Consider the following 15456-nt stretch of genomic DNA (forward strand, 5'->3'; position numbering starts at 1 on the left):
TCGAGCCAGCCTACGACCGGTGTGCTGGCAGTGTGCTCGAATTCGCGGTAATCCCACCGCAAACCGACGTCAAGGGATGCTGACCATGTCCGGGACTAACGGAATCGGGCCGCCGTTTCGGGTGCGGTGGCGAAGCTGAGGAACTGCTCGTTCTCGTGCGGATCGCCGACCGTCACCCGCACACCGTCACCGGCGAACGGCCGAACCAGCACGCCCGCAAGGGCACTCGCCTCGGCGAACTCGATACTGCGCGCGCCCAGTGGCAACCACACGAAATTGGCCTCGCTGGGCGGCACCTCATAGCCGGCGGCCAGCAGCGCGTCACGCAGCCGGTGCCGTTGTGTCACCAGCACATCGGTGCGATCGAGCAGTTCACCGCGCGCCTGCAGCGAGGCGATCGCGGCGACCTGCGCGACCCGGTTCACGCTGAACGGGATATGCACCTTCAGTAGCGCGGCGATCACCTCGGGAGCGCCCACCGCGTAGCCCACGCGCAGCCCGGCCAGGCCGTAGGCCTTCGAGAAGGTGCGCAGCACAACGACATTCGGCCTGGTGCGACCGATCTCGACGCCGTCGGGGCGGGTTTCGGGGGTCAGTCGCAGGTACTCGTAGTAGGCCTCGTCGAGCACGACGAGAACGTGCGCGGGCACGCGATCGAGGAACCGTTCCAACTCGGCGCGCCCGTGCGCGGTGCCGGTGGGGTTGTTCGGATTGCAGACGAAGATCAGCTTGGTGTGCTCGGTGACCGCGTCGGCCATCGCGTCCAGATCGTGCAGGTAGCCCGGGGCCAGTGGCACCGGTACCGCCGTCGCATTGCCCACCTGCGTGACGATCGGATACGCCTCGAACGAGCGCCACGCGAACACCACCTCATCGGTGGGCGCGTCGCAGGTGATCTGCACCAGTTCCTGGCACAGCGCCACACTGCCGCAGCCGACCGCGACATTGGCGACGGTGACGCCGAGGAACTCGGCCAGCGCCGCGCGCAGCTCGCTGACCTGATTGTCCGGATAGCGGTTGGCCAGCTCGGCGGACTCCGCGATCGCCTTGGTCGCGCTCGGCAACGGACCGAAGGTGGTCTCGTTGGACGCGAGCTTCACCGCATCGGGGTGGTTACGGCCGGGCACGTAGGCCGGGATGGTGGCGAGGTCGGGGCGGATGTGCGCGGTCACGCCTCCACCCTACGATGATCTGCCCGCCGCGACCTGCTAGGCCTACCCAAGTCCAGTTCTGCCGCCTACGCTGGGTTTATGCCGGGCACTTATGACGACGTCGCCCCCTTGCGGCCGGTGGATGTCGACACGGCCGCCGTCGCGCGACGCACTGCCGTGCCGATCACGGTGGTCGAGCCCGAACGGGTGGCCCGCGGCGGCATCGTCGTCCTGCACGAATCCCGTGAATTCTCCCCCCGGCTGCTCGACCTGATGCGGGCATTGTCGGCCGAGGGCTGGATCGTCGTCGCGCCACACCTGTTCGACCGCATCGCCGACCCGCACGTGCACGAGGTGTTCGGCGAGGAACTCTTCGACGACTTCGATGCCGGCTTCGACTGGCTCACCGGCCGCGGAGTGTTCCCCGACACCATCGGCGTCCTCGGCTTCGACAGCGCGGGCACCGCCGCCTTCCTCGTCGCCGCCACCCGCCCGATCGGCGCCGCGGTGAGCGTGTCCGCCCCCGGCATCACCGAACCGCTCCCCGATCAGAACGCCGCCCTGATCGATGTCGCCGCCGACCTCCAAGCCCCCTGGCTCGGCCTGTTCGGCGCCGACGACCCCGCCACCCCTCCCGAGGCGGTCGAACGCCTGCGCGAGGCCACGGCCAAGGCGAATGTGGCCAGTCTCACTATCTCCTATCCCGGCCTGAGCCACCGCGCCGATCGCCCCGACCCCGAAGACGACGCGGCCGCGGCCATTCGCATCGATTCCCAGACTCGTATCTACGACTGGTTCGACAGCAATTTACGCTGATTGACCAGGCGTTTTGGACTACTACGACTGCTCGTGTAATCTTCATTCCCGGCGGTTCGACAAGGACCGGTGCCCTCGAAAGAGAAGGCTCCAGGAGGCGTGCCAGAGCGGCCGAATGGGACTCACTGCTAATGAGTTGTCCCTTCACGGGGACCGGAGGTTCAAATCCTCTCGCCTCCGCCACACCCAGTTCGCTGGGTACAACTGAAGATGCAAGACCATGCGCCCGTAGCTCAACGGATAGAGCACTTGACTACGGATCAAGAGGTTAGGGGTTCGAATCCCTTCGGGCGCACCGAAATCGACCCCGTATCAGTTGATACGGGGTCGATTTTTTCGTGAGGTGACCCCGCGTGGTCGGACTATTTCCAGGCTGGGAGCGGAGGCAGTGGGCCGGTCAGGTCGCTGCCGGAGGTGCGGCCGACCAGCCAACCCAAGAGTGCGGTGGCGGGGCCGAGGACGGTGTGGTGCGGGCGGCCCGGGCCTACGGTGGCGATGAAATCGATGTCGGTGGACTGGATGTCGAAGGTGGGGGTGGCTTCGGGGAGGAGTTTGGCGGAGAGATCGGCGACGGTTTCGGGGAGTAGGCGGGCGACGAAGGCGGCGGGCCAGTCGGCGGGGGTGTAGCCGATGTCGAGGTCCACGTGGTGGATTTCGGTCTCGCGCAGGCGCATCCAGGGGATCTGGTCGGCGGTGAGAGTGCCGCCCTGGCGATTGCGGACCTCGGCCTGCCAGTCGGCGGCGGGCATGGTGGAGGCGACGGCCTGCCAGCGGTGTGCGGTGGCGGTGAAGTCGGCGTGCTGAACGGTCAGCGGGCGGGGTGCGCCCGCCTCGATGTCGGCATCGCGGACGGCGACGCTCGGATACTGCGGCATCTCTATGCCGGTGCGGGCCCACAGCAGCAGATTCAGCAGGCTGTCGGCATTGCGTGACATATGGGCCAGCACATGACCGCGGGTCCACCCCGGTAACAGGGAGGGTTCGGCCAGGTCCGCATCGGTGAGCGTGCCGATCGCGGTGTCGAAGCGCGCGGTGGAGGCGGCGACCTGATCGAGCAGATCGGTGGGAGTAGCCGTTTCGCTGGTCACAGATTCGACAGTAGTGCTCCGGACTCCGGCGCATGGGCGATAACGGCGGCGTCTAAACCGGCCTGTGGATAACTCTGCACCTGTGGATAACTCGGCATTTTCGGCTGCCGACGCCGGATCGCCGGAGCGGGCTCGTGTGACGATTCAGTCAGCGATGATCGCGTCCGCCTCGATCTCGACCAGCAGCTCGGGGGCGATCAGCGCGGTGACCTCGTACATGGAGGCCGCGGGGCGGATCGTGCCGAACACCTCGGCATGAGCGGCCGCGATCTCGGGCCAGCGGGCGATATCGGTGACGAAAATGCGCGTGCGCACCACGTCGCGCACGCTCGCCCCGGCCTGCTCCAGCGCGGTGGCGATACGGGCAAGGACCTCACGGGTCTGAGCGCCGATGTCGTCGCCGCCGACGGCACCCCCACCGGTGACGGCGGCCGTGGTGCCACTGACGACGACCTGGTTGCCGACCCGTACCGCCCGCGAATACCCGACGACATCTTCGAAATCGGAGGCTGAGGAAATGTTCACCCGAGTTGTGGTCATGGTCGCCAGAATGGTCCATCGAGCGGTGGAGGACAATTCATTTGCCGGTCGTCTGCTGGTCGGCTCACGGCGGTATGCATGCCAAGTGAACGCACGTCCAGGTCTACGCCTCCTTCCTCTCACCGCCGCTCTGTGCGCTGCCGCCGTTGTGGCGGGCTGCTCATCGCCGGATCCCGATGCCCGCTTCACCGCGAGCAAGGACCAGCCGCTGGTGATCTCGCTCGACGACCTGGTCGCCAAGGCCGGTACCAGCGCGGTGCTCGGGGTCAGCCTCGAGCCCGAGCACGGCAACATCACCCGCCGCGCCGACGGTGCCTACGTCTACACCCCGAGCGCCGGCTACACCGGTCTCGACCAGTTCACGGTCACCACCACCGACGCGGTTCGCCTCTACACCACCGACATTCCGGTGCTCGGCGAGTTCGGCGGCACCACGGTGCAGGGCAGTGGTTTCGGCTCGGCATGGACCTCGGTGCCGGGCAGCACCGACGAGTTCTACGGACTCACCGACCGCGGCCCGAACGTCGACGGTCCGGCCAAGAATGAAAAGCTCTCGCCGACACCGAGTTTCGTGCCGAAGATCGGCCGGTTCAAACTGGTCGGCACCAGGGCCGTGCTGCAGTCGAGCATCGAGCTGCACAGCGCGTCGGGCGCACCGTTCAACGGCCAGGTCGACACCGCGGCCAGCACCGGCGAGACCATCAAGGATCTACAGGGCAACGTCGTGCCGCCCACCGATCACGGCATCGACCCCGAAGGCCTGGTCGCACTGGCCGACGGCACCTTCTGGATCTCCGACGAATACGGTCCGTTCCTGGTGCATTTCGACGCCAAGGGCAAAGAGATCGAGCGGCTCGCACCCGGCAACGGACTGCCGAAGGAGATCGCGCTGCGCACTCCCAATCAGGGCATGGAGGGGCTGACCATCACCCCCGACGGCAGCACCCTGGTCGGCGTGGTGCAGAGCGCGCTCAACACCCCCGGTCTGAGTGGTTCGGCCAAGGAGGTGCCGTTCGCGCGCATCGTGACCGTCGACCTGAAGACCAAGGCGCAGAAGGAATTCCTGTACCCGCTGGAGAACCCGAAGCAGTCCAAGGTCGCGGTCTCGGAGATCACCGCGCTCAGCGCCACCACCTTCCTGGTCGACGAGCGCGACGGCAACCTCGCACCCAAGTCGGACAAGAAGATCTGGACCATCGACATCGCGGGCGCGACCGATGTCGGCCCGCAGTCCACCGTGCCCGGCGCGACCTATGCCGCCGAGAAGGGCGGCCTGCTGATCGATGGCAAGCCGCTGGAAACGCTGATCGGTGTCACCCCGACCGCCGATGCCGTCGCCGCGCTGACCAAGGCGGGCGTCACCCCCGTCGCGAAGAAGAGCAACCTCGACCTCTCCGCGCTGGTCGCCGCGCTCGACGAGCAGGGCCGGTTCTTCGGTCACGACAAGATCGAAGGCATCGCCACCCTGGACGGCGGCAAGACCATCTACATCGCCAACGACAGCGACTTCGGCCTGGCCGCCGGCCAGGGCGAACAGCCACCGTTCGGCTTGAAGCCCAAGACGCTGCCCAACGGCGTGCAGGACACCGGCGAGGTGCTCGCGGTCGACACCACCAAGTTACCCGCGAAGATCGACGGCTACACGGTGAAGATCACCGTCAAGTAGTCCACTCGCGTGCCTCGATGAGCACCGCGGTGGCCAAGGCGAGTAGCCACAGCGACATGGTGCCGACTTGGATTCGCTGGGCGATGCCGAGTGCGTAGTAGCCGGACAGGTTGTCGGCGACCATCATCCAGATGGTCGCCGCCGACCCGAGGACCAGCACGGCGACGCCGAACTCGCGCAGGATTCGCCAGCGGTGGTAGCGGTAGGCGGCGGCGCTGAACGCGAACGCCGCCACCGCGATCGAGGTGACGGCCAGCGTGCTCGTGAGCGCGTGGGGTTGGTGTAGTTGCGGGAACACCGCTGTCGCCGCCGCAGGTGCTGTCGGCGGGGGCGCAGTCTTGGAGCGGGAGCAGGGCGTCGGCGATCGTGGACGCGCCGAAACACAACAGGGCTGTCCAGCCGATCGTGGTCAACCTGCGGCGCTGGAAAACGAGCAGTCCACCCAGCGTGGCCGGGATCAGCAACAGGCCGGCCACCTTATCGGCGGTGGCGAACACCTCGCGATAAGGCTTGCCCTCGGCATCGAGTTCACTGAGGAAGTCGTTGACCGGATCGGTGTCGATCGGCAGCGCGAATTCCAGCAGCCAGGACGAATAGCACAGGCCCGCGATCGCGATCGCGAGGGCAATCAGCAACGAGTAGCCACGGGTGTGCCGTGCGGATTCGGTCACACCGACCATTGTGCGTGTCCGGCCTCGACGCCCCTACCAGGCGCGCATCGAGAGCGCGGACGTGGTTTCATCACCCATCACAGGCACGCACAGGTTGCTGTCAGGTTCACCGTGCAGGGTGTTGGTAATCAACGGAGAGGTCCTCGATGAGCTATGTGATCGCGCTGGCAAGTTTCGCCACGATCCTGGCGCTGGCCGTGTCCGGCTTCGTCGCTACGGATGCGTCGCGCGCACGGGTGCGAGTTCGCACCGAACGCACGCCGCGGCGTCGCTGAAAATCTAGGAATAATCGCAGGTCAGCCGGGCTTGGATCGCTCCACCAGTGAGGTGATCCGCTCGGCTGCCGTGTGTGGATCCTCGTGCTCCCACACCCGCACGACCTGCCAGCCCGCCGCCGTCAACGCGGCATCGGTGGCCCGATCGCGGGCGACATTGCCTGCCAGCTTGTCCGCCCACCACTGCGCGTTGTTCTTCGGATCGGTCGCGTGCTCAGGGCATCGATGCCAGAAGCATCCGTCGACATAGACGGCTATGCGCAGCCGGGGAAACACCACATCCGCGCGACGACGCTGGCCTGTGACGGGCGGGCGGTCGACGAAATAGCGCAGGCCCGCGCGGTGCAATTCTCGGCGTAGTGCCAGCTCGGGAGCGGTGTTCGCGCGTCGCTGTTTCGACATACGCGCGCTTGTCGCCGCGTCGGTCACCAGCCTGCGCGCAGCTGATGCGGGCGGTGGCGACGAGGCAGCCGCCTCCTCGGGTGATTCCCGGCCGGCGGCCCGCCGCGCGCTCATGCCGCCCAGCCGCCCATGCGGTCGAGGTGGTCGCGGACATCGTCGAGGAATCCGGGCGGGAAGCGCAGGTTTCCCATCTCGGTGCGCCGCAGGAATCCCGCGGTCGCGCGGGGGGAGAGCAAGCGAGGCTCGGTGAGGAAGTTCTTCAGGTCCTCGTAGGGCTCGTGGACCGGCCAGGTCGAGAGGGGAACGCGGTGCACGACGCCCGCGTGACCCCAGGCGGCGCTCGGCCAGGGCTGGCCCGCGGCGATCGGCTCGCCCACGGTCAGCGGATCCGACGGTGCGGCCAGGCGTTCACCGACCCAGTTCGCCATCCGCACACTCACCGCGTTGCCCACCAGTTTCCAGCGATGACCGTGGCGAACGCCAGGAACGTCGAGGGCGGGGGCGGTCCAGTCGGCGTCGAAGCCCTGTAATCGCTCACCGTCGACGATCCCCGGCGTCACGATCTCGCCCGCGGGCAGCCGGACCGCGGGCGGACTGGCGATGCCGAGCCCGGAACCACCTTTGAGGGTCGGCACCGCGTTCACCGCCCAGCCGAGGCCACGCACACCTTCGGTCCAGTAGAAACCACACGGATCGCGGTCAGGGTCGCCGTAGTCGCGGGGGCCGGCGTCGTCGCCGAACAGCACCTGGCGGGGGTCCTCGGTGCGCGAAGCGAGCATCAGCACGCGCTGACGCCGCTGCGGTAAGCCGAACGCGCGCCCGTCGACGACCCGGTACGCCCAGGCGTACCCGAGTTCCTCGAGCGCCGCGGTGATGTGGCGCATGGCCGCACCGCGACCCAGCTGCAGCATGAACGGGACATTCTCGATCAACAACCACCGCGGCCCGCGCTGCCTGCGAACCAGCCGGAACACCTCGTCCACCAGGCCCGATCGTCGACCGGTGATGCCCGCGGTGCGCCCGGCTTGCGAGAGATCCTGGCAGGGGAAACCGGCCGCGACGAGCTCGGTGCCCGCGGGGAGGGAACGCAGGCGGGTGATGTCGCCGTGCAGGTCAGTATCGGGGAAACGAGCGGCGAGCACGCCCTGGGCGCCGGGGTCGATCTCGCACAGCAGCTCCGATGCCCAGCCATGCCTGCTCAGACCGAGTTCGAGCCCGCCGATCCCGGCGAACAACCCGACCATCCGCATCAACGACCCCTGTGTCTTTGGAGCGCGGGCGCGCTCGAGTTCGCGGCCCATGATCGACCCGCTGTTCGGCGGCCGATATTCGCGCCTGCCGCATTGTATCGGGCCACTGAACTGCGGGCCGACCGCGAACGAGCGCTCCAGAGGGCCGAGTGCTCCCCTCGGTTGGGCGTTGGGCTCGCTCGGTGTCGAGCACGGAAGCGGTGTGCGGCGCCCGGTCGCGGAGGGGGTGGACGTGGGGGGTGTCGCCGAGAGGAAAATCGGTGGCCGGGAGTGGGGGTGCTCTGGGACTCTTGAAGGGCCGAACCTGTCGGACCCCGGTGCGAACATCACCAGGCGACCGTTGGCGGAAACCAACCAGCCAACCGGGCATCAAGGGGGAGTTTTGTCTGTCACATCAGAGCTGGCGGCCGCCGAATCGGAGGCCGACAGATCGGAGCGGCCAGCGCCGCGGTCGAGCAGGGGAATGGTGTCGCTGTGGCGATTTCTGCCCTTTCTCCGGCCATACCGGGTGCCGCTGCTGCTGGCCAACGCGCTGGCGATCGTCACCGCGAGCACCGCGATCGCGATTCCGCTCGTCATCGCGCGGGTGATCGACGGGCCGATCGCGCGGCGGGATTTCGTCGGTCTGCTGGCCCCGGTGGCACTGATCTTTCTGCTCGGATCGCTCGAATCGTTCGGCATGTGGGGCAGGCGATGGCTGGTGTCCAAGCCTTCGACGATGTTCGAAATCACCATGCGCGCCAAGCTTTTCACGCAGCTACAGGCCCTCTCGATCGGCCGCCACGACGGCTGGCAGTCGGGTCAGCTGCTCTCGCGCGCCATCGACGATCTGTCGGTGCTGCGGCGGTTCGTCGCTTTCGCAGGCCCGTTCCTCATCGTCAACGGGGTGATCATGCCCACCGGGCTGATCGTGCTGTTCGCGATGAATTGGCAAGTGGGACTGATCTTCACGGTGACGTCGCTGCCGCTGACGCTGTTCTGCACGCGATTCGTCCGCCGGTTCGAGGTGGCCTCGCGGCGTTCGCAGGACCAGTCCGGCGACCTGGCCACCATCGCTCAGGAATCCGCGCAGGGCGTCCGGGTGCTCAAGGCGCTGGGTCGTGGCCGGTTCTTCGGCTCGCGTTTCACCGCGCTGTCGCGCGAACTGCAGCGCACCGAAATGGAGAAGGTGCGCCTCGATGCGACGCTGTGGGCGGCGTTGGTGACCCTGCCGACCGTATCGATCGCGTTGTCGCTCGGGGTGGGTGGGTACTCGGTGGTGCACGGGTCGATGACGATGGGCACGCTCGTCGCGAGCATCACGCTGGCCACATTCCTGCAGTGGCCGATCATCTGGCTCGGCTTCCTGTTGTCGGAGCTGTTCGAGGCACGCACCGCGGCCGACCGCTACTGGGAGATCATCGACACCCCGCTCGACATCGCCGACCCAGCGCACCCGGTGGAACTACCCACCGCGCTACACGGGGAACTGGTCATCGACCGTGTCCGCTTCGCCTACCCGCGATCCGGCGACGGCCCGGAACACACCGTGCTGGAAGAGATCTCGCTGCGGATTCGGCCGGGGGAGACGGTCGCGCTCGTCGGCGCGACGGGCAGCGGTAAGACCGCGCTGCTCGAGCTGATTCCCCGGCTCTACGACGTCAGCGGCGGTTCGATCACCATCGACGGCGTCGATATCGCCACCCTGCGACTGGCCGAGCTGCGCCGGGTGGTGACGGTGGCCTTCGAGGAACCGGTGCTGTTCTCGGCCAGCGTGCGCGAGAACGTGGCACTGGGCGACTCGCGCGCCACCGATGCCGATGTGCGTCAGGCGCTCGATATCGCGCAGGCGAGCGAGTTCGTCGACGCGTTGCCGTGGGGACTCGACACCCGCATCGGCGAGCAGGGCATGAGTCTGTCCGGCGGACAGCGTCAGCGTCTGGCCCTGGCCAGAGCCGTGCTCACCGGCGAGACCGCGGCGAGCGGCCGGATCATGGTCCTCGACGATCCGCTCTCGGCGCTGGACGTGGAAACCGAAGAGCGCGTGCAAGATCGACTGCGCGCGGTGCTCTCCGGGGCGACCACCCTGCTCGTCGCGCACCGGCCGTCCACCGCCGCGCTGGCCGATCGCGTCGCCCTGCTCGCCGACGGGCGCATCGTCGCCGAGGGCAGCCACGAGAAACTGCTGCGCACGAGCAGCCACTACCGCGAATTGATGGGAGGTGAGGCATGAGCACCGAGACCGTGACACCGGACAAGGCAGTGCCGGAGGAGAAATCCGATCTGGCCGCCGACTGGCGAGGTATCGCCAAGGAAGACGACACCGTCACCGGAACCGGAAACCTGGTGCTGGCCGGGCGATCCCGGCGGTTGCTCCTCGATCTGGTGCGGCCCTACCGCAAGCAGGCGATCGCGACCTTCGTCCTGATCCTGCTCGACAACGCCGCCAAGGTCTCGCTGCCGCTGTTCATCGCCTACGGGCTCGACCACGGCATCAGCCAAGGCCGCCAGGGCAATTGGACGCCGATGATCGCGACCGTCGCCGGGTTCGTCGCGGTGACGGTGTTGTCGGGGCTCACCACCTTCGCCTTCTTGCGGGCCTCCGGGTCGCTGAGTCAGCGGGTGCTGTTCGACCTGCGGGTGCGCGCGTTCCGGCACACGCAGCGGTTGAGCGTGTCGTTCCACGAGAAATACACCTCGGGCAAGGTCGTCACTCGGCTCACCAGTGATATCGAAGCCCTGCAGGAGCTGCTCGAAGGCGCGCTGAATCAGGCGCTGAGCGCGGTGATCTCGGTGGTGACCATCGCGGCGCTGCTGATCTGGCTCGACCCGCTGCTCGCCTCGATCGTGCTGATCGGGTTCGTGCCGCTGGTGCTGGTGACGCGTTGGGCGCAGCGGCGTCAGCGGGCGGGCTATCGGCGCACGCGTGGCGCGATCTCGCGCGTTGTCGTGCAGTTCGTCGAATCGATGAGCGGCATGCGCGCGGTGCAGGCGTTCCGTCGCGAACACCGCAACGAGGAGGTCCTCGGCGTCGAGGACTCGGCGTACCAGCAGGCGACCACCACCGCGGTTCGCGGGATGGGCGACTACGTCGGGCTGTCCAATTTCATCGGTAAGCTGACCACGGTGATCGTGCTGCTGGTCGGCGCCTGGCAGGTGATGGAGGGCAACCTCGCGATCGGTGTGCTCGCCGCGTACCTGCTCTACCTCGACCAGTTCTACGGTCCGCTCGACGAACTCGCGCAGGTGTTCAACTCCTACCAGTCCGCCGCCGCGGCCCTGGAGAAGATCTCCGGTGTGCTCGAGGAGGAACCGGCCGTCGCCGAACCCGAACGCCCGGCCACCCTGGCTGGCGCGACCGGCGCGGTGCGGATGGACAAGGTCTGGTTCGGCTACAACACCACCTCGGTGCTGCCGGAGTTCGACCTGGCGATCCCGGCCGGACAGGTGGTGGCGCTGGTCGGTGCCACGGGCGCGGGCAAGTCGACGCTGGCCAAACTGCTCACCCGGTTCTACGACCCGAGCGGTGGCGTCATCACGCTCGACGAGGTGGATCTGCGCGACCTGGCCGATGCCGAGCTGCGCAGGCACGTCGTGATGATCACGCAGGAGGCCTACCTGTTCTCCGGCACCATCGCCGACAACATCCGGCTCGGCAGGCCCGACGCGACCGATGCCGAAGTCGCCGCGGCCGCGCGGGCGGTGGGGCTGGACGTGTTCGTCGCGGGACTTCCCGACGGGTATGCCACCGACGTGCGGACGCGCGGCGGCAGGCTCTCGGCGGGGCAGCGTCAGCTGGTGGCGTTCGCGCGGGTGTTCCTGGCCGATCCGGCGGTGATCGTGCTCGACGAGGCGACCTCCAGCCTGGATATCCCCGGTGAGCGGCTGGTTCAGCACGCCCTGGAGACGCTGCTGCGCGACCGCACCGCCGTGATCATCGCGCACCGGCTGTCCACCGTGGCAATTGCCGACCGGGTGCTGGTGCTCGACGGTGGCCGGATCGTGGAAGACGGCGCACCGACCGAGCTGATCGCGGGCCAGGGGCGCTTCGCCGGCTTGCACGCCGCATGGCGGGATTCGCTGGTGTGATGCGCTCGTGTTGGGTAGCGGCGGGGCTGGTGTCGCTTACCGTAGAGAGGTGACGACCCCAGCCCCGGGCCCGGCCGACGGCCCCACCGAGATCAAACCGGCCTCCCGGTGGCCCGCGGTGCTCACCTGGCGTGCCCACGACAACTCCCGCATGGAATCGGTGCGCGTGACGGTGAACGGCAATCGGATCAGGGCGGCGGGGCGACTGATCGGCAGTGCTGGCGACGAGCACCCGGCGTTCAGCGCGTCTTACGATCTGGTCACCGATGAGGCGGGCGCCACGCGGCGGTTGTCGCTGCGCACCACCACCGCGGCCGGTGAACGTCATGCCTCGATCTCGCGGGACGAGGAGAACTACTGGCTCGTCGACGCCGGCGGCACCCACGTGCGCTCCACTTTCGGCGGCGCGCTCGACGTCGACGTGGTGTTGAGCCCGTTCTTCAACACCCTGCCGATCCGCCGGTTCAGCCTCCAGCACGCCGTCGGCGACGTCCAGGTCCCGGTCGTCTACGTACGACTACCCGACTTGCTGGTGCAGGAGGCCGAGCTCACCTATTCGAGCGCGGCCGACGGCATCAACGTCCTGTCCCCGGTCTCCAGCGCCACCCTGACGGTCGACCCGGAAGGCTTCGTCCTCGACTACCCGGGACTGGCCGAACGCGCCTGACAAAGCGGTTGTTCGCGCGCAGCGGTGTCGTCGTGACCGCGCGCACCCGGAAGCGCTCGCGGCACTGGTCCGGTGCAACCGAGGGGGCGGTTCGCCGAACCCCCGGCACGCGGTTCGACCTTCACAATGAGCGAAGGACTCCACCGTTCTCACCCGCGCGATGAAGTTCGCCTAGCCAGTCGCCAGTGCCGGGCGTGATGCCGGTGATGTCCCAGGTCGTGCGGTCGTCGTAGGCGGTGCGGCCGCGGAAACCCGTCTCGACGAGTGCGCCGAGGTGACCGTCCGCGCGCAGGGAGTCGCGGGCAGTGACGAGTGTCTCGATGGCCTCGTCGAGCACCCGTCCCAGCGCGGTCGCGTTCGGTTCGCAGATGGCGCGCACGAGGTCTGGGGTTGTGCCCGCGACGCGGGTTCCGTCGCGGAACGAACCCGCCGCCAGACCGAGCGACAGCTTCCCGCCAGCGGCCCCCGACGCTGCCAGCGCTTCGGCCAGCACGTGCGGCAGATGCGAGATCCGCGCGACGGCCTGATCGTGTTCCCCGGCGAGCACCGGAACCACCACCGACCCACAATCCAACGCGAGCCGCACCACCCGTGACCACGGTTCCACCCGCGTGCCCTCGTCCACCCCGACGGCCCACACCGCATCCCGGAAAAGATCGGAATCGGTTGCAGCCCAACCGGATTCGGCTGTCCCGGCCATCGGATGACCACCCACATACATTGCTTCGAGCCTGTGCTTTCGCACCGCGGCCAGCACCGGCCCCTTCACGCTCACCACATCGGTCAGCGGGCACCCGGGCGCGAGCGCGGCGATGTCGGCCAGCAGGTATTCGACGGCGGGCATCGGCACCGCGATCACCAGCAGCGCGTCCACTTCGGCCGCCCGGACCAGCACCGCGGACAGGTCGCCGGACACGTCGAATCCGTCATGACACGCCGCGGCGACCCCGGATTCGGAGCGGTTGTAGCCGAACGCCAGGTACCCCGATGCGACGGCGGCGCGCAGCAGTGAACCGCCGATCAGGCCGGTCCCGAGGACGCAAACAGCCCCACGCTGGTCGATGCTCATCGGAACAGATTGGCACACGAGTTCATCATTAGGGGTGGGACAGACTACCGTTTGGTCCATGGCAGCACAGCGCTCGGGCACCAACAGGGCGACGTCGGATGACGACTTCGACGTCGAAGGGTTCGCAGTGGCCGTGGTCCGCGAAGAAGGCACGTGGCGGGTCAGTCCGCTCAGCTCCGATGCCCTCAACGATCTGTCGGCGGCCGAGACCGAACTGAAGGCTTTGCGCAGCTCAGGTGCGGTGTTCGGCTTGATCGACGTCGACGACGAATTCTTCATCGTCTTGCGTCCGGCGCCGAGCGGCACCCGCCTGCTCGTCTCCGACGCCACCGCGGCGATCGACTACGACATCGCCGCCGACGTTCTCGACGCCCTCAATGTCGAGATCCCCGACATCGACCCCGACGACCTCGACGACGTCGAACCGTGGGAAGAGGGCGACCTGGGCGTCCTGGCCGACCTCGGCCTCGCCGAACCGGTACTCAGTGTGATTCTCGCCGACACTGATCTCTACCCCGACGAGCAGCTCGGCTTGATCGCCCAGAGCCTCGGTTTCGCCGACGAGTTCGCCGCCGCCCTGGACAAAATGCCGAGGTGACCGACGAAGACATGATGCGCGCCGCCCTGGCGGCCGCAGCCGGCGCCGACCCGCGCGATGTGCCGGTCGGCGCCGTTGTCTTCGACGCGCAAGGCCGCGAACTCGCCCGCGCCACCAACGCCAGGGAAGCCCTCGGTGACCCGACCGCCCACGCCGAAGTGCTCGCCCTGCGCGCGGCCGCCGCTGTCCACGGCGACGGATGGCGCCTCGAAGGCGCGACCTTGGCCGTCACCCTCGAACCGTGCACCATGTGCGCGGGGGCGTTGGTACTTGCCCGCGTCGGCAAGGTCGTCTTCGGCGCGTGGGAACCCAAAACCGGTGCCGTCGGCTCGCTCTGGGACGTGGTCCGCGACCGCCGCCTCAACCACCGTCCCGAAGTCCGCGGCGGCATCCTCGAACCGGAGTGCGTGACGCTCCTCGACACGTTCTTCAAAAACCAACGCTGACCAGCCGATTTAACAATCTCCCACCCACTCCGGTACCGTAGTCGGCGGTGGCGTGTCCGAGCGGCCTAAGGAGCACGCCTCGAAAGCGTGTGAGGGGTAACCCCCCTCCGAGGGTTCAAATCCCTCCGCCACCGCCAAAGCCCCTCACTTGTTCACACAGGTGGGGGGCTTTTTCTTGCCTGGAAAGTGCGCCGGTATGGTTCGCACGGCTCGCGCGAAACGGTGCCGGAAGGTGACCGGGGTGGCGAAACCGGCCGCGGCGGCGAGGGGCGAACGCGATCAGGCACGGCATCCGCCCGCCTGTCGCGGCTCGGCGCGAATGCCGCAAGCCACAGTGCGGGAGCGGGCGCGACCCCCCGGTAACGGTCGCCAGTTCGACAGCGGGCACGATCTGTCGTCAGGTATTCACCTGCGTCCGGCCTGCGGTGTCTTCCTCGCGTAATAGACTGGGTTACACCGAATCCGGGAAGGAACGATGATTATGCGCGGGCGACAGCCGCCACCCGCGAAGTCCGGGATCGGGCTCGGGGGAAAGCTTCTGGTTCTCGTCGTGCTCGGCTGGATTGCCGTCGGGCTGCTCGCCGCTGGTCAGCGGCACCACTTCGCTCACCTGCCCCGGGAATGCTCGGACTGGGCGACCATCGCGGTCACCGCCGCCGCGGGGCCTGCGAACTACATCGGGCTGAATCCGCGCGTCACCGAATGCCAAGTGCCACAACCGAGTCAATAGAGAAATGGCCGGGGAACCA

The 15456-nt window shown here is 67.9% G+C and carries 16 protein-coding genes, 3 tRNA genes and 1 pseudogene; 12 read left to right on the plus strand and 8 right to left on the minus strand.

Going from position 1 to position 15456, the window contains the following annotated elements; genetic code table 11:
- Positions 1-95: 95 nt before the first annotated feature.
- Entirely contained in the window at positions 96-1172 is a 1077-nt protein-coding gene (gene hisC, locus ACTWPB_RS01065; RefSeq protein ID WP_446223895.1) for a histidinol-phosphate transaminase, read from the minus strand.
- 78 nt (positions 1173-1250) lie between these two features.
- Here hisC and ACTWPB_RS01070 point away from each other — a divergent pair, with 78 nt between their 5' ends.
- The 3 genes from ACTWPB_RS01070 to ACTWPB_RS01080 all read left to right on the plus strand — a co-directional run bounded on the left by ACTWPB_RS01070 (position 1251) and on the right by ACTWPB_RS01080 (position 2262).
- Positions 1251-1967, plus strand: coding sequence for a dienelactone hydrolase family protein (locus ACTWPB_RS01070; RefSeq protein WP_446223896.1), 717 nt, complete (start codon positions 1251-1253; stop codon positions 1965-1967).
- 93 nt (positions 1968-2060) lie between these two features.
- Positions 2061-2150: transfer RNA gene (locus ACTWPB_RS01075), tRNA-Ser, on the plus strand.
- 39 nt (positions 2151-2189) lie between these two features.
- Positions 2190-2262, plus strand: a tRNA-Arg gene (locus ACTWPB_RS01080).
- Between the two features lie 67 nt (positions 2263-2329).
- On the opposite strand, the gene ACTWPB_RS01085 is transcribed toward ACTWPB_RS01080, so the two are convergent.
- Together ACTWPB_RS01085 and ACTWPB_RS01090 are read right to left on the minus strand one after the other, a co-directional pair.
- A complete protein-coding gene (locus ACTWPB_RS01085; RefSeq protein ID WP_446223897.1) occupies positions 2330-3055 on the minus strand; it encodes a maleylpyruvate isomerase family mycothiol-dependent enzyme in 726 nt (241 codons plus the stop codon).
- A 144-nt stretch (positions 3056-3199) separates the two neighbouring features.
- Positions 3200-3595 carry a Rid family hydrolase gene (locus tag ACTWPB_RS01090; protein ID WP_378915138.1) on the minus strand — a complete coding sequence of 132 codons (396 nt, stop codon included), beginning with the start codon at positions 3593-3595 and terminating at the stop codon, positions 3200-3202.
- An 85-nt stretch (positions 3596-3680) separates the two neighbouring features.
- On the opposite strand from ACTWPB_RS01090, the gene ACTWPB_RS01095 reads away from it, so the two are divergent.
- Positions 3681-5261: an esterase-like activity of phytase family protein gene (locus tag ACTWPB_RS01095; protein WP_446223898.1), complete on the plus strand. Its 1581-nt coding sequence runs from the start codon at positions 3681-3683 to the stop codon at positions 5259-5261.
- Here ACTWPB_RS01095 and ACTWPB_RS01100 read toward each other — a convergent pair.
- Both ACTWPB_RS01100 and ACTWPB_RS01105 read right to left on the minus strand, forming a co-directional pair.
- Positions 5254-5559 carry a DUF998 domain-containing protein gene (locus ACTWPB_RS01100; RefSeq protein WP_446223899.1) on the minus strand — a complete coding sequence of 102 codons (306 nt, stop codon included), beginning with the start codon at positions 5557-5559 and terminating at the stop codon, positions 5254-5256. The genes ACTWPB_RS01095 and ACTWPB_RS01100 overlap by 8 nt on opposite strands.
- 82 nt (positions 5560-5641) lie before the next feature.
- Positions 5642-5941 (minus strand): annotated as a pseudogene (locus ACTWPB_RS01105) (DUF998 domain-containing protein); the annotation flags it as partial.
- Between the two features lie 137 nt (positions 5942-6078).
- Here ACTWPB_RS01105 and ACTWPB_RS01110 point away from each other — a divergent pair.
- Positions 6079-6207, plus strand: a complete 129-nt coding sequence (locus ACTWPB_RS01110; RefSeq protein WP_446223900.1) for a hypothetical protein — start codon at positions 6079-6081, stop codon at positions 6205-6207.
- A 21-nt stretch (positions 6208-6228) separates the two neighbouring features.
- Here the strand turns inward: ACTWPB_RS01110 and ACTWPB_RS01115 are convergent, their stop codons facing one another.
- Both ACTWPB_RS01115 and ACTWPB_RS01120 read right to left on the minus strand, forming a co-directional pair.
- A complete protein-coding gene (locus tag ACTWPB_RS01115) occupies positions 6229-6723 on the minus strand; it encodes a very short patch repair endonuclease (RefSeq protein WP_446223901.1) in 495 nt (164 codons plus the stop codon).
- A complete protein-coding gene (locus tag ACTWPB_RS01120) occupies positions 6720-7853 on the minus strand; it encodes a DNA cytosine methyltransferase (protein ID WP_446226550.1) in 1134 nt (377 codons plus the stop codon). Before ACTWPB_RS01120 ends, ACTWPB_RS01115 begins: the two co-directional genes overlap by 4 nt.
- Positions 7854-7908: 55 nt before the next feature.
- Between ACTWPB_RS01120 and ACTWPB_RS01125 the strand changes: the two genes are divergently transcribed.
- From ACTWPB_RS01125 to ACTWPB_RS01135, 3 genes are read left to right on the plus strand one after another with little or no spacing between them, the layout of a single operon-like run.
- Positions 7909-10071: an ABC transporter ATP-binding protein gene (locus tag ACTWPB_RS01125; protein WP_446223902.1), complete on the plus strand. Its 2163-nt coding sequence runs from the start codon at positions 7909-7911 to the stop codon at positions 10069-10071.
- A complete protein-coding gene (locus ACTWPB_RS01130) occupies positions 10068-11927 on the plus strand; it encodes an ABC transporter ATP-binding protein (protein ID WP_446223903.1) in 1860 nt (619 codons plus the stop codon). The genes ACTWPB_RS01125 and ACTWPB_RS01130 overlap by 4 nt, the downstream gene beginning before the upstream one ends.
- A gap of 49 nt (positions 11928-11976) precedes the next feature.
- Complete coding sequence (locus tag ACTWPB_RS01135) at positions 11977-12594, plus strand: putative glycolipid-binding domain-containing protein (protein ID WP_378915151.1); 618 nt, start codon at positions 11977-11979, stop codon at positions 12592-12594.
- Between the two features lie 121 nt (positions 12595-12715).
- Here ACTWPB_RS01135 and ACTWPB_RS01140 read toward each other — a convergent pair whose 3' ends face one another.
- Positions 12716-13663: a prephenate dehydrogenase gene (locus ACTWPB_RS01140; protein WP_446223904.1), complete on the minus strand. Its 948-nt coding sequence runs from the start codon at positions 13661-13663 to the stop codon at positions 12716-12718.
- A gap of 58 nt (positions 13664-13721) precedes the next feature.
- On the opposite strand from ACTWPB_RS01140, the gene ACTWPB_RS01145 reads away from it, so the two are divergent.
- The 4 genes from ACTWPB_RS01145 (at position 13722) to ACTWPB_RS01160 (ending at position 15437) form a co-directional block, all read left to right on the plus strand.
- The gene (locus ACTWPB_RS01145; protein WP_446223905.1) at positions 13722-14261 is read left to right on the plus strand and encodes a tRNA adenosine deaminase-associated protein; all 540 of its coding nucleotides are present in this window, start codon (positions 13722-13724) and stop codon (positions 14259-14261) included.
- An 11-nt stretch (positions 14262-14272) separates the two neighbouring features.
- Positions 14273-14707 (plus strand): nucleoside deaminase, encoded by a 435-nt coding sequence (locus ACTWPB_RS01150; protein ID WP_446226551.1) that lies wholly within the window; start codon positions 14273-14275, stop codon positions 14705-14707.
- A 46-nt stretch (positions 14708-14753) separates the two neighbouring features.
- Positions 14754-14844 (plus strand) — tRNA-Ser (locus tag ACTWPB_RS01155).
- A gap of 344 nt (positions 14845-15188) precedes the next feature.
- The gene (locus ACTWPB_RS01160; protein WP_446223906.1) at positions 15189-15437 is read left to right on the plus strand and encodes a hypothetical protein; all 249 of its coding nucleotides are present in this window, start codon (positions 15189-15191) and stop codon (positions 15435-15437) included.
- Positions 15438-15456: the final 19 nt, after the last annotated feature.

The sequence above is a fragment of the Nocardia sp. IBHARD005 genome (genome assembly GCF_052814245.1).

Excerpts from the sequence above, each read along its gene's own strand:
- ACTWPB_RS01070 (WP_446223896.1), top strand. The coding sequence starts at position 1,251 with ATGCCGGGCACTTATGACGACGTCGCCCCCTTGCGGCCGGTGGATGTC.
- ACTWPB_RS01090 (WP_378915138.1), bottom strand. The coding sequence starts at position 3,595 with ATGACCACAACTCGGGTGAACATTTCCTCAGCCTCCGATTTCGAAGAT.
- ACTWPB_RS01110 (WP_446223900.1), top strand. The coding sequence starts at position 6,079 with ATGAGCTATGTGATCGCGCTGGCAAGTTTCGCCACGATCCTGGCGCTG.
- ACTWPB_RS01115 (WP_446223901.1), bottom strand. The coding sequence starts at position 6,723 with ATGAGCGCGCGGCGGGCCGCCGGCCGGGAATCACCCGAGGAGGCGGCT.
- ACTWPB_RS01120 (WP_446226550.1), bottom strand. The coding sequence starts at position 7,853 with ATGGTCGGGTTGTTCGCCGGGATCGGCGGGCTCGAACTCGGTCTGAGC.
- ACTWPB_RS01125 (WP_446223902.1), top strand. The coding sequence starts at position 7,909 with ATGATCGACCCGCTGTTCGGCGGCCGATATTCGCGCCTGCCGCATTGT.
- ACTWPB_RS01130 (WP_446223903.1), top strand. The coding sequence starts at position 10,068 with ATGAGCACCGAGACCGTGACACCGGACAAGGCAGTGCCGGAGGAGAAA.
- ACTWPB_RS01140 (WP_446223904.1), bottom strand. The coding sequence starts at position 13,663 with ATGAGCATCGACCAGCGTGGGGCTGTTTGCGTCCTCGGGACCGGCCTG.
- ACTWPB_RS01145 (WP_446223905.1), top strand. The coding sequence starts at position 13,722 with ATGGCAGCACAGCGCTCGGGCACCAACAGGGCGACGTCGGATGACGAC.
- ACTWPB_RS01150 (WP_446226551.1), top strand. The coding sequence starts at position 14,273 with ATGATGCGCGCCGCCCTGGCGGCCGCAGCCGGCGCCGACCCGCGCGAT.
- ACTWPB_RS01160 (WP_446223906.1), top strand. The coding sequence starts at position 15,189 with ATGCGCGGGCGACAGCCGCCACCCGCGAAGTCCGGGATCGGGCTCGGG.